We start from the raw sequence: 15,088 nt of genomic DNA on the forward strand, positions 1-15,088 counted from the left end.
TGTAGGCCCTCGGGCACGAGACATTGTTATCGTGCCCGCACGCCTCAGCACTCAGCGTCCATTTGATGAAGTTTTTCAACCCGCCGACGGAAATCCTCATTTGTAGAGAATTCGGCCTTCAGGTATGAATCGATCAGGTCCAGCGCCAGCCAAGGCCCAACGATTTGTGCGCCAATGCACATTACGTTGACGTCGTCATGCTCGACGCATTGATGGGCCGAGTGGACATCATGGCAAACCGCTGCACGGATACCCTTGACCTTGTTTGCTGCAATTGATGCTCCAACACCCGTCCCACATACCAGCAGGCCCCGCTCTGCCCCGCCGTTAGCAACCGCACCGGTCACGAGTTGGGCGATGTCAGGAAAATCGACCGGTTGATCGTCATGAGAGCCGACATCCTCGACCTCGTGACCCAACTCACGGATGTGAGACACAACCGTGGCCTTAAGCGGGAAGCCTGCGTGATCTGATCCAATGACAATACGCATATCTTATACCTTTCGGAGAGTTATCGAAGAAGACTAGGCAGCCACAGCACCAATTCGGCATGGAAGGTGATGATTGCCAGTGTTGCTAGCAGCGGCACGTAGAAGGGCAGCAATGCCCTCAGCAGCTGGCGCAAGGTGATCCTGGCAATGTCGCAGATAAGGAACAGTGACAGGCCCATGGGGGGCGTCAGCAAGCCCAACATCAGGTTGAAGATCACTATAATTCCCAGATGGACCGGATCGACGCCGGCCAGAACCATCGGTGGCGCGATGACCGGCACCACCAGTAGCGTCGCGGTGGTGCTGTCCAGGAACATTCCTGCGATGAAGAAGATCAGGTTGGCAATGATCAGCAGCACGGCGGGACTGTCCGCGAACTGCAGGATCCACAGGGCAAAATCTTGGGGAATCTGCTCGACCGCCAGAATCCAGCCGAACAGCGACGCGACTGCAACGATGATCAGAATCGCGCTGGTGCTGCGGACCGTCATCAGCATGGCGTTCCACAGATGCGACCAGGTCAGTTCGCGATAGAACAGGCCACTGATCAGCAGGACATAGGCGACGGTGACGGCTGCGGCTTCGGTCGGCGTGAACAGGCCCAGCAGCATGCCCGATATCATCAAAACCGGCGCGAACAGCGCGGGTAGGGCGGGAAACAGGTCAGCTCCAATTTCGCGGAGGGTCGGGGCACGGTGGGCGCGCGGCATCTTGTGGACGATGGCGAGAATGGCGGCGGTGATCATCAGCAGGACGATACAAATCAGCGCGGGCACGATCCCGGCCAGAAGCAGTTGCACGATCGAGACGCTGGTCACCGACCCATAGACGATCAGCGGGATGCTGGGCGGAAAGATCGGCCCAACGACGGCTGACGCTGCAGTGACCGCTCCCGCGAAGGGGGCGGAAAAACCGCGTTTGCGCATTGCCGCGATCTCGATCCGGCCAAGGCCACCCACATCGGCTAGCGCCGCGCCGGACATGCCCGAAAAGATCAGGCTGGAAAAGATGTTCACTTGCGCTAGTCCGCCCGGCAATCGCCCCACCAAAGTGTCGGCAAAACGAAAGATGCGGTCGGTGACGCCCGCGAGGTTCATCAGGTTACCCACGAAGATGAAGACTGGCACTGCAACCAGCGGAAAGCTGTCCAGCGCGTAGGTCACTCGCTGCGTAAGCAGGCCGAGTGGCAACCCCTCGACCAGCACATATCCGATGGCGGGGATCAGGATGGCATAGACAACGGGGAAGCCTAGAACGAACAGCCCAAGGAAAATAACGATCAATGCAATGCCCATCAGAGTGCCACCGAACCTTGATCCGCATCGGGTTTGCGTAGCTGAAGGAAATGAACAAGACAGGAACCGGCAAAGCCGAAGGTCGTGGCCCCCATGAAAACCCAGAAAGGGATCTTAAGCGTGGGTGTTGCGCCGCGCATGTTACCTAGGATGTTTTGGAACGCGACCCATGCCAAAAATCCGCAGGTCGCAAACCCCGCAGCCGCGATCACGAAACGCAGGGCGCGGTGTAGACGGCTCGGCAGGTTGTCCAATAATTCTGACATGACAATGTTCTCGTGGCTGGCGACAACCAGCGGGTAAGCAGCGAAGACCGTGCAGATCAGAAGAAAGCGCGTCAGTTCCTCGGCGCCAACGATGGCAGATCCGATGACCTCGCGGGCGATGATCTGGATGAAAGGCACCGCAACCAATGCGGCCAGCAGCAGCACGCAGACAATTTCCAGCAGCTTGCGCATTATAGTTCCCCCCGGGTGGTGGTCGGCCCGGAGGCCGACCGGATCTTGATCATTCGACCGCCATGATCTGCTCGATATAGGGCTGATAACTGGGGAAATCGCCGCTGATCTGAGCCAGAACACGCTCACGGAAGGCGTCGATGTCCAGGCCGCCCTCTTCGGTGACGACGGTCATGCCCTTCTCGGTCAGCTCGGCAACCAACTCTGCTTCCGATTCCTGCGCCCAGACCAGTGACTCTTCGGCCTTGGCGTCCAGCACCTGGGTGATCTGCGTGCGATTTTCCTGCGACAGGCCCTGCCAGACGCTCTCGTTGACGAACACGGCCAGCACCGACTGCATGTGCCCGGTCATCGCGACATGGCTCTGCACCTCATGCAGGCTATTCGAGGTGATCATGGTCAGCGGGTTCTCCTGTCCGACGACGAGACCGGTCATCAGCGCGGTTGGCAGTTCGGCCACTTCGACTGGGGTCGGCGTCGCGCCAAAGCCCGTTACCATCGAAACCCACAGGTCCAACGGCACGGCGCGGAATGGCTTGCCTGCTAGATCATCGGGCGACTTGACCTCAAAGTTCGACGAGATGTGGCGTGCGCCGCGATAGATGCGACCGATAATCCGCACGCCGCCTTGTTCGACCAGCTGCTCGTTGATCTCTTGCAATGCGGGGGATGTCGCGGGGTCGGTTGCGGCCAGAGCATGCGCGCCATCGCGATATATGAAAGGCGCGTTGAACACCGACACGTCCGGCATCATCTGCGCAAGCGATGCGAAATCGTGATGCCCCATCTGGATCGAGCCCATCTGCACGCCGCCGACTATTTCCGACACGCCGCCCAGCTGGCTGGCCGGGAAGACCTGCACCGTCACGGCGCCGTCAGTCGCTGTCGCGATCTCTTCGGCAGCCTCAGCGGCATAGCGGGTTTGTATATCCCCCTCGGCACCGACATGGGCATAGCGTAGATCTTGCGCAAATGCCGGGATGGCGGTCAGTGTGATGGCGGCAATTGCCAGAAGCCGTCCGGTCTTGATAAACATAGTTGTCCCCTCCCTGGGATGGTTCAGTTTGTCTGTTTCGCGGGGGCGCCTCGATACGTTTCGATGAGGCTACGGCGACGCAGTTCGTCTCCGATGGCAAAGTGGTCGCGCAGGCGGCGGTCGGCCTGATCAGGGTCCTTGGCTACGATCGACAGGAACACCTCCCGGTGCGCATCGACCAGAACCCGGACAATTTCTGGATTTCTGTAGGTGGTGGCACGGCGTTGGACATGGCTGCGGTGCAACAGTTCTGCCATCGCGCCGTAAAGGGTCGTCAGAGCACGGCTATGACTGGCCGCGACGATAGACTGGTGGAACATGAAATCGGCGCGCCCACCGGCCTCTGGGTCGGTTAGCGTGTCGATCAGAGTCCCCAGCCACTGCCCAATTCGCGCCAGATCTGATTCATTGGCACGTTCACAAGCCAGCCGTATCGCTTGGCATTCGATGGCCATCCGTGCCTGCATCACGTCCTCGAGAACATCCTGTTCCTGGGACAGACAAAAGGTGAAGAAATCCGACAACACACGAATGTCGGCCTTGGCAATATAGGTTCCACTGCCTTGCCGCACGTTGAGGAACCCCAGCATGACAAGAGATTTCATCACCTCGCGCAGCAATGGACGACCAACGTCCAGATGCTGCGCAAGTTCGCGTTCGGGCATTACCCGGTCGCCGACCTTCAGTTCTCCTTTCAAAATACGTTCCTTGAAATAGGATACGACACGGTCCGAACCGTTCTGTTGGGCATCGCTCTCCGGACATTCGTTCACCTGCACCCCTCCCGTGGTAAGGCAATGTTCTTACCAATCTCAGAGAACCGTCAACGACCCTTTCAATTATCCAGTAGAACCCCCCGCAAAAGCGAGGTGCGTTGATGATAAGAACTTTATAAAATTATTAATATCATATAGTTATTTGGAATTTCCTGTGCGGGGAAGATCACAAGATTGGTAAGACCAATTATTTGATCTGGTGACTTGGTGAGTTACTGTCTCTCTTATCATTGGGGCCTTAAGAACCAACTCTGGCTATGTGATTTGGCGGTGGTAGCGCCAAGTGCCGGATCTGGGAATGCCGAACCGGGGCACCGCTTCTCTGTGATGTCGAGCGCGGCCCATGCCTCTGTGTGATATATGGCATTTCTAATGGTGCCACTAAGGCAGTAAGCGAGCGATGCACCAGCATTGCTGAACAATGGCGAACACACTACTTGCGCGTTATGCAGATCCGACGTCTGATGGTTCAAACGGATGGAGGACACCATGACCCACAGCGCGCTGTATCGGACGCGAATCTTGCTGACGCTAGGCAGTCTCTGTCTTGCCTTGCCGGTTACCTTGCATGCCGAAGGCTATCCCCATGCTGACGAACCCATCGGCACCGTCGAGGATGTCTATAACGGGCACCTGACCCCCGATTTGGCGGTCAGCACCTTCCGCAACATCGACCGACTGTTCCCGACCCGGACCATCCCGGCATCAGATAGCCCCAAAGCACTGTCGGATGCGCTGGTCGATCTGCCGGGGATGGTAAGCTATCAGGTCGATGACGCGACCTATGACCTTTATGACTTCTTGTCGCTGGACAACGTGGCCGGAATGATCGTCCTGAAGGACGGCGAAGTCGTTTACGAGACTTATCAGCGCGGCAACACCCCCGACACGCGCTGGATGTCGATGTCGGTGGCCAAATCCATCACCTCGACATTGGTCGGCGCGGCGATCGTCGATGGCTATATCAACGGATTGGAAGACATGGTCACCGATTATGTCCCGGCGCTGGCCGACAGCGCCTATGACGGGGTCAGCATCCGCGACATCCTTTTGATGGCCTCGGGCGTGGAATGGAACGAAACCTATACCGATCCGAAGTCCGACCGTCGCGATCTGCTGCGCGCGCAGATCGAACAGCGCCCCGGCTCTGCCATGGAGGTGATGGCCGCGTTGCCCCGCGCGCATGATCCCGGCACGCATCACACCTATTCCACCGGAGAGACGCAGGTTCTGGGCGAGGTTGTTCACGGCGCCGTCGGCATGCCGCTGGCGGACTATCTGGCAGAAAAGATCTGGCAGCCCTACGGGATGGAGGCCGACGCGAACTGGTGGTTGGACAGCCTTGATGGCGTCGAGATCGGCGGCAGCGGCCTGTCAGCCACCCTACGGGATTTCGCCCGGTTCGGGCAGTTCTTTCTGGAGGGCGGAGAGATCGACGGCAACCCTATCCTGCCCTAAGGATGGACGGAAACCGCCGGTCAGCCGCAGAAGCTGAAAAGCGGCGAGACGATCGAGTATGGCTATATGTGGTGGCCCGGCTGGACCGGACCGTCCATCGCCGACGGCGCCTTCGCCGCAATCGGCATTCAGGGGCAGAACATCTACATCAATCCCGAACGGAACGTTGTGATTGCCACGCATATGGCGCAACCCAAGCCCGTAGGACGCGAGCCGGTCGATCCGCTCGTGGTATTCGACGCCATTTCGGCAGCGCTGGACTGATGAGCGCCTTGTGCTGACGCGGACAGCGCAACGGATGCGGTCCGCAATAATTGCTTTAACGTGGAAATTTCTCGGAACACCAAACAGAAAGCTGGCCTCATGATCGAAGATACCGACCGCCGGCACCTGCAACGTTGTGCCGACATTGCGACCGAAGCGCTAGCCCGCGGAAACGAACCCCTCGGCACGGTCCCCAAGGTTAATTTCGCGGCAAGGTGTCGGAGGAGGCTATCTAAGGAGAACAGACGATATGGCTACGCGCAGACTATGACTGTGTTGATGCAAATGGAAGGCGATGCGCCGTATCATCCGAACTGGAGCTACACAAAATATTCAAATACGCGTTCAGTAATCGCCACAGCTCCAAATGCTCGAGACACTGGCCCGTATTAAACCATGTGGCATTGAGGGAAATATCCCCAAATCGTCGGTGGATCTAGCGCTCGGCCTTCAGCAAGTATCCCGCCGGCTAGGTCGTTCGCTCCATCCATATGCTGCTGCCGAAGTGAGCAGAATCATTACGATCGCGACGCTTACTATTCAATCCGGATCGAAGAGCATGAAGTCTGCCCCCTCGATATCGAATGGGCGTTATCCGGGCGTTTGCAAACCACGCCCTGGCTCAAAAAGCAGTCGTTCACATAAGAGTTCAAGAATGGATTGAATCGCAGCCGGCCGCGGGCAATTTTCCAGAGCCATTTTTTCTCGATACGCTTCGCGAAACACATCGACGCCTCTATTCAGAGATGCCGGAAATATTTCGCCAGATCAATAATGTGGAACAGCTCGTGCCTTTTTCCCGCGGGGCGTTTCGGTCCGCGGGACAAGAGGTCGTCGTTGGGCGGCACCGTCCTCCTTCTTCCATTCACCTTGATAAATTCATGGGGTATTTCGAGATGCGCTATTGCGGTCTCACCCGCGGAGTTATCGGGCGTATTCTGTCGATTCCGGCCGCGCATCATCGATTCAGCTATATTTACCCGTTTCTTGACGGCAATGGGGGTGTCAGTCGATAGATGACGCACGCTATGATCCGACAGGCTGAGATTAATGGTAACGGATTGTGGTCTGTCAGCAGATGTCTGGCCTGTGGTCTGGGAGACCCAGCGGAATATATGCAGAGAATGGATATCGCCGATCATCCACGCCGGGGAGATCGTGATGGTCGCGGAAGCTTGTCAATGGCAGCTCTTAAGCAGTCAACCGATTGGTTCTTGATGGTCATGCACGAGCAAATCCGCTTCATGAACAGATCGCTGAATGTTCCAGAATTGCATACGCGATACTTCGCACTGTTAAATGACCTTATGCGCCGGGCAATGCGCGAGCGAAAACAATCATTGATCGTGCTCTCCGTCTGGGTGATGTCACGCCTGCGGATATGTCTGACCTTCAAAATGTAGAAAGTTGCACGGCACGAGATGACGTGGTGAACATGTCGGATATTGGTTTTCTGAAATCGGATGGGGCCAGTGGTGTATTTCGCATCGGCTTTCCGAAGGTCTATCGGCAGCGACCTTTTCCGGATATGTTTTCCTGTGTTGAAACGGGGCGTCCCGGTAATTTGCCGAATTGAACGGCGTCGATCCGCAAGGCTGACTGTCCGAATACAAGCCACAGAATGCGCGCCTGCCTATCCACCTGTGCCTGATTTTGGCGCTGGATCCGCAAAGCTATGCGAGTGTAGGTGGTTGCGTTGGCGATTGTGACGAGCTTTCGCGCGATTGCGATAATGATGAGTTTGTGGGCCTGCTGCGCTCTTTGAGCGTCTTGGCGGCTGGCTTGAGAACTGGATTGTAACAGGCGGCGACTAGTAAAGCCTGCAACAGAACATGTCGCAAAGACCGTCACCCGCCCGCGATCGTTCACCTGTCTCGCGTCGCCCTGCTGACGTGCGGGACTGGCACCAAGCCGGTCGTGGCAGCGGCCTCGTTTGATGTCATTCTAAGCTGTCGAAACAAATGCCAGCAATCAATCGCACCTATTTCGTTCTACATATGGGAGTAAAGCCTTGCCAATGATGAGGCGGCAAGTAGGCCGTAACCTCCGAACAGACAAAGTTGATGCCAAGAGCGCCAGTCGGCAATCTGATCAAGCATCTTCTGTTCAGCAATAGCGGCCATCTTCTGGCCAATTGCGTCTAGTGTGTCCTCGGGGTGCAATGTGCGCAGTTGATAAAGCAGCCTTTTGCTCTTGTTCAGCCGAATGACAGGGCATGCCAAGAGCAGCATGCCCACGGCCGTGGCCAAGTCAGCCCAAAGCATCAGACCAGCTCCACCCGGTCGTAGCATATGAGATCAGGTGCGTTGGCCGTATCGGGTTCATTGACCCCATTGTCAGGCTCCTTAATCGCACTTGTGGTCTCGGGCGCGTCCGGTTCGTCGAGCACATTGCGCATGCCGAGCGGGTCGACCTCTAGGCCGAACATAAAATCGAGCTTTCCATCACACGCCTGAGCATAGCGCATTACGCTGTCGATGTTCGGCAGATGCCCGATCGGGCTCTCCATCCGTGAAATCATTGCCTGGGTCAAAGGGCGTCCATGCTTCCTTGAGGCTCGCTGCAGGTCGGACTGGGTCATATTTCGCTTCTTGCGCATGGCCCGCAATGCCAGTGCGATACTGGCTTTGGCTTGATTGCGGTCCAGAACAGCTGCGCCTTCGGGGTTCGCCTCGCGCATCCGCTCAAAGATGGGGTCGTGATTTTTGAACATGGCGTCATGGGCTTCGCCGCCACCGCCACCGCAGTCTGGCATCCTGGTCATCTGGTATCCTTTCAGTGTGAGCCATGCCGAGCACTTAGACACGATATATCAACGATGATATAACTTGCAAGTGGTTCAATGGTTCACGGGGGACCGTGATGAATAAAATCCGCGGCTGCAGTGGGCGTATCGGGCGTCGCAGTGAAGCCGTAGAGAGAGATGTCTACATCGCCATTTGGGTTGTTGACGGTAGCCACCAGTCTCCACGAGAGGCAGCCTGATATCTCAATTGAATAAAGATCGCTCCCAGCAGGACCGCCATGACGTTTTTCACTGCTATCCGGATCATGAGTTTTCAACTCGCAATAGGTGATTGTCGCGCATGCAGCGCAATCACCGGACATCTTGTTAATGGCATCATAGAAGCTGTCCTCGAAATCCGGATGTATACTGATGTTTCTTCCCATAAGCCCCCCTGCATACTGTTACGGTGCAAGAGCCGCGCATATTTCCGGACGCAGCTTTATAGAGGAGGGCCTATGAACGGCGATATCGCAATAAAAAAGGGCAAATATACGCCCTTTGGTTTCTCAGATTTCGTCCAAAAGGCGTAGGTCAAAGCGATCTTTAAAGCCCACCTGGACTTCGATCTGCCAATCCCATTTGACGAATGGTTTCGCGGTAGTTTCACCAAAAAAAAATTGTTGCTAACGAAAGCTATGATCTGGCGTTTACTGGTCTCCACGATGGGAAAATCAGCACATGTAGAATCGCTGAAGCCATCATGCTGGATCTAAAGCGCACGTATCGGAGGAACAGCAGTTGCCGTTTTATCTGATCACAGACCATCTGGTCCTTTAGATCCGCCAGTGCGCATGATCGCGTGGCGAAAATGACTGGGATGTTGGAACTCATGTGCAGCAAACTCCAATTCGCTGCACATGAGTTCATCTGATATGATTGCATTGATGGATAGCAATTCGGGCCTCGGATGAAACTTACGTCTCACTCACGTGCCGCTCAGGTTACATATCAGGACTTGCTACGCATGCATCTTGATGTCGTCAGCTCAGAAGTCCGTGGCAGCCTCGAGGTGCGCCAGCGCAGTGGGCGAACCTATCTCTATGATCGGTTCCGGGTCGGAACGAAGATGAAGAGCCGTTATCTTGGCGAAGACACCCCTGAATTGCGCAGGCGCCTCGCGCGTCAGACAGGTTCGAAGGTGGATGCGCAGGACCGGAAGGTGAGGATGTCGCGTCTTGCACGTATTCTCAAGGCGGAAGGGATGATCGCGCCGGATCGGGCAACTGGAAAGCTGTTGCTGGCCTTGGCCCGCGCCGGCCTCTTCCAGCAAGGAGGGATGCTCATCGGAACCGATGCATTTGTGGTGTATCAGGGCGAACTGGGGGTCAAAATCGTTCCGAACACGCTACCAAGCAATGACGAAAACGGTTCTTTGAACGTCAAGCGGCTCTCGATTGCCGTTGATGATCAGATGAGGGATTTTCCGGGAAACTTCCAGCGGATGGTAAGTTTCGAGGCTGCCCCGGAGGCGTCCGAGCGCCCGATCTGGAAATGGAGGCAGAGCGGCAGCGCGGTCGGGATCGAATTCCTGACACCGAGGCTCGGGAAGCAGTGCGCCTTTCCGCTGCCGACCTTTCTTGGGAGTGCACCTGCACTGGACGAGCTGCACTTCCTGATTGAAAATCCAATTCCCGCGCTGGCACTCTACCGCTCAGGTGTCCTCGTCAAGATCCCGCGACCCGAGCGTTTTGCGATTTACAAGCTGATGGTTGCCAGCAGGCGGCACGACGGCAAGGGCGCGGCTCAAGCCTCGAAGGATCGTGCTCAGGCTGGCTTTCTCATTCGCGTTCTCGCCGAAGACCGTCCCGACGATCTGGCGGAGGCCTACGAGCAGGCGCTTTCCCAACGCGAAGAGTGGCGAAAGTCAATCGCTTCAAGTCTCGAGGGTATGCCGGAGACGAAGCACTATCTGGGCGGCCTAGCGTAACCCGGTGCAATGGGGGCCATGTCCGGCGTCGGCCTGGGATCGTCTATGAGAATTCATTCGCATCGAGTTCGCTAGTCACATTTTCAGTCTTGTCAACGCCTTGCGAAACTTTCTATGGTGTAGCCATGATCCTGAGCTCACCCATCTTGCTGATGTCTATGCTGCGCAACTCTGCAGCCGTTAATGCTCATCAGAGTGTTGCGAGCGGTCGAATCACCGCAGTGCGGATGACTGACCAGTTGATCTTAGATGCAGGCCTTCGCGCTCTAAGCGTGCTCCGTTCTGCATCAGCTACTTCAATAATATAATTCGAGGCACTCGCTTTCGCATTTCCTTGTGGGAGATGTCGATGGCGCGGCCGCACAGATATTTGTGGTTTGCCCATCACGGCGAACTACCTGCTGTCGTGTCCGCTGACCTACCCCCCTTGAGGAAGGCAGGACAGTTCCAATTTTCACAGCAATATACTGAGAACAAAGGAGAATTACGAAAAGCGCCGACTTGTGATATGCATTGCCCAATGAAGTCCAGCCGAGGAGATACCGCATGAGCACGTAGAAAAGCAGAACGCCCGACCTGCGCCAACAGATCGAGCGTTTCCAGAAGCAGACCTAAATCCGCCAGTTTCTTAGCTTAAGCTTAGCGTTACCTGCTTGGAAGCGCAAGCATTTGGTCTGTTTTCCTCAAATCCACAGCTGCCAGCGCAAACGCTGATCATCCTGCTTTCGCGGGTTGAAACACCCTGTTTTGCCTACAGCCGCGCATGATCTCCTCGCCCACTTACGGGCGGGGGGCGGACCCAACATGCTGAGAGACAGATATGCTTCAAGACAAAGATGGCTACGCCATCCTCCACGAACCAAGCTTCGCTGATCGCCGCCCTGCAACGGCCTCCAAAGGTCATTTTACTGGACACATCCTAGTGGGCCCGTGGCCAGGCAGGGTGCTCTACACGGAAAGTTACCTAGAGCACAGCTGGGCCCACTGCCTGAATGCCGACCGCAAGACGAGGGAACTTCGTGAACAGGTGGCCTTCAAATGGCTAGCTCCATCGGGACAATGGCGGACACACTATTTCGACTTGCTTGTAGAGCAAGCCGATGGCACCCGCCTTGCCTGCCCCGTGAAGCCGGAAGCGCGCGTCACGCCGGAATTGGAAGCGGAGATCGCGCTTATCGCAAGGCAGGCCGTCGATAGCGGCTTCGCGGATGACGTCCGCCTACTCACCGATGTCGACTTGGATCCGGTCGAGCTGTCGAACGCCAGGTTGATTTACAGCGTTCGCAAGCCTGACGCGGAGGCAGACGAGGCCGCCGCCGCCGTGATCGCGCAGATGGGTGGCATCTCCATGGTTTCCGAGCTTGCCGCGGAGATCGGTCAAGGTGCTCGCGGATATCGCGCGATCATCAGGAGCATCGGTCGTGGGCGCCTGCGCACGACCCGTTACGAGCGCCTTGCTCCGGAGATTGAGGTGTTTCACGCGGGAGAAGACGAATGAATCTGCATTTTGACCCGAACGGGCATCGCTATGCCTTTGGACAGTTCGACCGAGTAACGATCGAAGGCGTCGATTGGCGCCCGATCAGCAGCAACGAAGTCGGCTACATTATGCGGCGCTGCGATGACGACGGCATCTGCCACCAATTCCCACATGTCGAGTTGAGCCGGCTCGGTTCGGCAGGGCGGATCCAGACGAACCGCAACCACTTCACCAAAATGGCGGCACAACGACGTCTGGATGAAGGTGACAACTTGATCTCGCTCTTGGACGAGAAGCAGCAAGAGAGGGTGTTCGCGCGCGCGATCTGGGTTCAAGCCTTCCTGAAACTTGAGGGCGAGAAGAAATGCAAGCGAACCGATGAGGCCATCAAGGCAAGTATTCGCGAGCTGAGGGTTGAAGCTCTTGAGGCTTGTGCCGAGCTGGCGGGACGCGGCGCTACTCACGCTTCGGCGGGCTTCACCTTTAGAGAAGCGCCCAGCCCTCGTTCCCTGCGGAAATGGCTGAAGGCCTATGAAGCACATGGACTGGCTGGACTTGCGCTTCGCGAGCACAGGCGCGGCAATCGAGGTCCCGGATTTTGCTACACCAGTCGTTCATTGCTGATGGAAGGGGTGAGGAAGTATATGGATCCCGGTCGCCCCACCATGATGACGATCTTCAAGCAGGTCGACGAACTGTTCGCACAGTGCAATGCCAAGCGTGAGGAGGACGGCCTTTCGAAGATCCGTCGGCCTAGCCGGGAGGCGGTCCGCCGGGCCATCAACAGCCTTGACCCATATACTGTGAAACTGAAGCGCGATGGGGCGGCTGCGGCGCGGAAGATGTTCGCTCCGGTTGGAAAAGGTCTTCAACTGACGCGCCCGCTTCAGCGGGTCGAGCTTGATGAGTGGGACATTGACCTTCTTTCTGTGCTGTCCGACGCAGGGTTGCTCGAGGGTTTTACCGATGAGGAACGAAAGATCTTCGGGCTAGGCGGGAAAAAGCCGGTGCGATGGAAACTCACTGTCGCAATCTGCGCCACCACAAGGTGCATCCTGGCCATGATCATGACGCCGTCAGCCAAAGCGAGCGCGGCCGTGCAAGCCCTCAAGATGGTGCTATCGGACAAGGGGGTGCTCTCCACCGCCGTCAGGGCGAACGGGCGGTGGCACATGCACGGTCTTCCCGAGGAGATCGTGACAGACTGCGGCTCGGAGTTCAGATCGCAAGAGTTTCAAACTGCTTGTTTTGATCTCGGCATTCCTTCCCTCCGCAGCGTTGCAGGCCTTCCAGAGCTTCGTGGCGTCATTGAGCGCTTTTTCAGGACCAGTGGCACAAGCCTACTGCCGGAGTTACCTGGGCGCACCTTCTCAAGCATCGCGGAAAAAGGAGACGCCAATCCGGCAGACCGTGCATGCCTCAACGAGAACGACCTCGCGTTTGTGCTCGTCCGATGGGTTGTGGATGTCTACCACAACACCCTGCACTCGGGTCTTGACGGTGAGACCCCGCTGCAGTGCTGGGAGCGGCTCACCGCCGAAAATGGTGTTACACCTCCTCCCGACACCCGCACCTCCCGGCGGATCTTAGGCGAGAAGTTCATGCGGAAGTTGGACAAGACGGGCATCACGGTGTTGGGCGTGCGTTACCACTCCGAGAACCTCGCGGCTTACCTGCGACACCGGAGCAACCGCGACTTGGAGGTGCGCTGGTTGCCCAGTGATATCAGCGAGATCGAGGTTCGACTCGACAAGGAGTGGATGACCGTTCCCGCAGTGATAGAGGCAGCGAACGGTCTCAGCGCGCAACTCTGGACGTCGGCGGTTCGCGACGTTCGGGCTGCCGATCCTGAGCGAGAGCGTTACGACGAGAAGGTCGTGCTCGACGCACTGCGCGATATCCGGGAACGCTCCGAGTATGCTCAGGCGGCGAAAGGCTTGCTTGTCGATGAGTGGTCCGAAGAGCGTGTGCGCCGGGAGGAACAGAAGCTGATGATCGGCTTCCAGACTGGACCCGCACCGAAGAGGTCCGCACGCATGGGTGGGATCGGTCGTTCGGTCGTTCCAGATCGTGACGACACCCTCTCCGCTACCAGATCGGCGACCACCGCAAGGCGGGGCACAAGGAACGATGGCGTGTCGAGGTTCGACAAATGAGCGGTATCGACTATGAGCGGAACGCGCGCATCATGGAGAAACTGCGCGCGCTCCATGCCAAAGCCCCCCGGGATGACGAGTTTCGGGGCCATTTGGATCGCCTCCTGCGCTGCGATGCCTCCGGCAACCTGACGTCGGAGGCGGTCAGGTTTTCTGCCACCGCCGAGACGCGCGGTATCCTCGTGGTAGACGGCCCCGGCGGCGGAAAATCCACGACTGTGGCCCATGCGCTGGCGAAGCATCCGGCCCTCCAGACAGGCGCCCATGGTCCGACCTGGATGGGTGTCAGCGTTCCAAGCCCTGCCACGTTCAAGAGCATGGGCTTCGAAATTCTGCGGCGCAGCGGCTACCCGTCTGTGTCAGATCGCCGGGAGGCCTGGAGCCTCTGGGACCAGATCAGAACACGCCTCAAGATGTTGGGGATCTCCGTGCTGTGGATCGACGAGGCGCATGATCTTTTCTGCAAGGACAGCGCCATGATCCTGCGCGCTTTGAAGTCGCTCATGCAGGGCGACGAGGCTGTCATCGTGATCCTCTCCGGCACCGAGCGGCTGCACGACATCATCCGCAGCGATCCGCAGGTCCAGCGCCGCTTCTCGACGATGCAGCTGCACCCCGTCTGCGCTGCCACCGACCGCGAGGACTTCGACGATCTGATCAGGTCCTACTGCAAGGAGGCCGGGCTGGACACAGACCTGTCCGAAAATCTTGTGGCGAGGCTCTTCCACGCGTCCCGCTTTCGGTTCGGCCGCAGCATCGAGACCACCCTTAACGCCATCGAAGTGGCTCTGGGCGGGGGCGCCGACTGCCTGTCCGATTACCACTTTGCGCAGGCATGGGCGATGCTGGAAGGCTGTCGGCCGGGAAGGAACGTCTTTCTGGCTGACGACTGGCGCGACATCGATCCTGACAGCACCGATGATGAGCCGCCTGCCAGGCGGCGCGGGCGGAGGAACTGA

Annotated in this window: 16 protein-coding genes; 8 read left to right on the forward strand and 8 right to left on the reverse strand. The window is 57.5% G+C overall.

Annotated features, from left to right (window positions below):
- Positions 1 to 44: 44 nt before the first annotated feature.
- Genes rpiB through DDE75_RS03030 form a run of 5 tightly spaced genes read right to left on the reverse strand, consistent with a single transcriptional unit; the run spans position 45 to position 4,053 of the window.
- The gene (gene rpiB, locus DDE75_RS03010) at positions 45 to 491 is read right to left on the reverse strand and encodes a ribose 5-phosphate isomerase B (protein ID WP_108500931.1); all 447 of its coding nucleotides are present in this window, start codon (positions 489 to 491) and stop codon (positions 45 to 47) included.
- A gap of 20 nt (positions 492 to 511) precedes the next feature.
- Entirely contained in the window at positions 512 to 1,786 is a 1,275-nt protein-coding gene (locus tag DDE75_RS03015) for a TRAP transporter large permease (RefSeq protein WP_108500932.1), read from the reverse strand.
- Positions 1,786 to 2,244: a TRAP transporter small permease gene (locus tag DDE75_RS03020; protein ID WP_108500933.1), complete on the reverse strand. Its 459-nt coding sequence runs from the start codon at positions 2,242 to 2,244 to the stop codon at positions 1,786 to 1,788. The genes DDE75_RS03015 and DDE75_RS03020 overlap by 1 nt, the downstream gene beginning before the upstream one ends.
- A 49-nt stretch (positions 2,245 to 2,293) precedes the next feature.
- A complete protein-coding gene (locus tag DDE75_RS03025) occupies positions 2,294 to 3,280 on the reverse strand; it encodes a TRAP transporter substrate-binding protein (protein ID WP_108500934.1) in 987 nt (328 codons plus the stop codon).
- 23 nt (positions 3,281 to 3,303) lie between these two features.
- Positions 3,304 to 4,053 (reverse strand): FadR/GntR family transcriptional regulator, encoded by a 750-nt coding sequence (locus DDE75_RS03030; protein ID WP_211659285.1) that lies wholly within the window; start codon positions 4,051 to 4,053, stop codon positions 3,304 to 3,306.
- Between the two features lie 555 nt (positions 4,054 to 4,608).
- Here DDE75_RS03030 and DDE75_RS03035 point away from each other — a divergent pair.
- From DDE75_RS03035 to DDE75_RS03045, 4 genes are all read left to right on the forward strand, one after another.
- Complete coding sequence (locus DDE75_RS03035; protein WP_211659286.1) at positions 4,609 to 5,514, forward strand: serine hydrolase domain-containing protein; 906 nt, start codon at positions 4,609 to 4,611, stop codon at positions 5,512 to 5,514.
- Positions 5,515 to 5,580: 66 nt separating this feature from the next.
- Positions 5,581 to 5,778, forward strand: a complete 198-nt coding sequence (locus DDE75_RS17485) for a hypothetical protein (RefSeq protein ID WP_211659287.1) — start codon at positions 5,581 to 5,583, stop codon at positions 5,776 to 5,778.
- Between the two features lie 584 nt (positions 5,779 to 6,362).
- Positions 6,363 to 6,794, forward strand: coding sequence for a Fic family protein (locus tag DDE75_RS03040; protein ID WP_108500935.1), 432 nt, complete (start codon positions 6,363 to 6,365; stop codon positions 6,792 to 6,794).
- Between the two features lie 108 nt (positions 6,795 to 6,902).
- On the forward strand, positions 6,903 to 7,181 hold the full coding sequence (locus DDE75_RS03045) for a hypothetical protein (protein WP_162798888.1): 279 nt from the start codon (positions 6,903 to 6,905) through the stop codon (positions 7,179 to 7,181).
- Between the two features lie 588 nt (positions 7,182 to 7,769).
- Here the strand turns inward: DDE75_RS03045 and DDE75_RS03050 are convergent.
- From DDE75_RS03050 to DDE75_RS17205, 3 genes are all read right to left on the reverse strand, one after another.
- Positions 7,770 to 8,042 carry a hypothetical protein gene (locus tag DDE75_RS03050; RefSeq protein ID WP_108500937.1) on the reverse strand — a complete coding sequence of 91 codons (273 nt, stop codon included), beginning with the start codon at positions 8,040 to 8,042 and terminating at the stop codon, positions 7,770 to 7,772.
- A complete protein-coding gene (locus tag DDE75_RS03055) occupies positions 8,042 to 8,542 on the reverse strand; it encodes a helix-turn-helix domain-containing protein (protein WP_108500938.1) in 501 nt (166 codons plus the stop codon). The genes DDE75_RS03050 and DDE75_RS03055 overlap by 1 nt, the downstream gene beginning before the upstream one ends.
- A gap of 83 nt (positions 8,543 to 8,625) precedes the next feature.
- Positions 8,626 to 8,949, reverse strand: coding sequence for a hypothetical protein (locus DDE75_RS17205; RefSeq protein ID WP_162798889.1), 324 nt, complete (start codon positions 8,947 to 8,949; stop codon positions 8,626 to 8,628).
- A 581-nt stretch (positions 8,950 to 9,530) separates the two neighbouring features.
- Between DDE75_RS17205 and DDE75_RS03060 the strand changes: the two genes are divergently transcribed.
- The 4 genes from DDE75_RS03060 to DDE75_RS03075 all read left to right on the forward strand — a co-directional run bounded on the left by DDE75_RS03060 (position 9,531) and on the right by DDE75_RS03075 (position 15,088).
- Complete coding sequence (locus tag DDE75_RS03060) at positions 9,531 to 10,493, forward strand: GSU2403 family nucleotidyltransferase fold protein (protein WP_245894602.1); 963 nt, start codon at positions 9,531 to 9,533, stop codon at positions 10,491 to 10,493.
- Between the two features lie 943 nt (positions 10,494 to 11,436).
- A complete protein-coding gene (locus tag DDE75_RS03065; protein WP_162798890.1) occupies positions 11,437 to 11,991 on the forward strand; it encodes a hypothetical protein in 555 nt (184 codons plus the stop codon).
- Positions 11,988 to 14,129 (forward strand): Mu transposase C-terminal domain-containing protein, encoded by a 2,142-nt coding sequence (locus DDE75_RS03070; RefSeq protein ID WP_108500941.1) that lies wholly within the window; start codon positions 11,988 to 11,990, stop codon positions 14,127 to 14,129. Before DDE75_RS03065 ends, DDE75_RS03070 begins: the two co-directional genes overlap by 4 nt.
- Positions 14,126 to 15,088, forward strand: a complete 963-nt coding sequence (locus tag DDE75_RS03075; RefSeq protein ID WP_108500942.1) for a TniB family NTP-binding protein — start codon at positions 14,126 to 14,128, stop codon at positions 15,086 to 15,088. The genes DDE75_RS03070 and DDE75_RS03075 overlap by 4 nt, the downstream gene beginning before the upstream one ends.

Source organism: Paracoccus indicus (assembly GCF_003056335.1).
Classification (GTDB): Bacteria; Pseudomonadota; Alphaproteobacteria; order Rhodobacterales; family Rhodobacteraceae; genus Paracoccus; species Paracoccus indicus.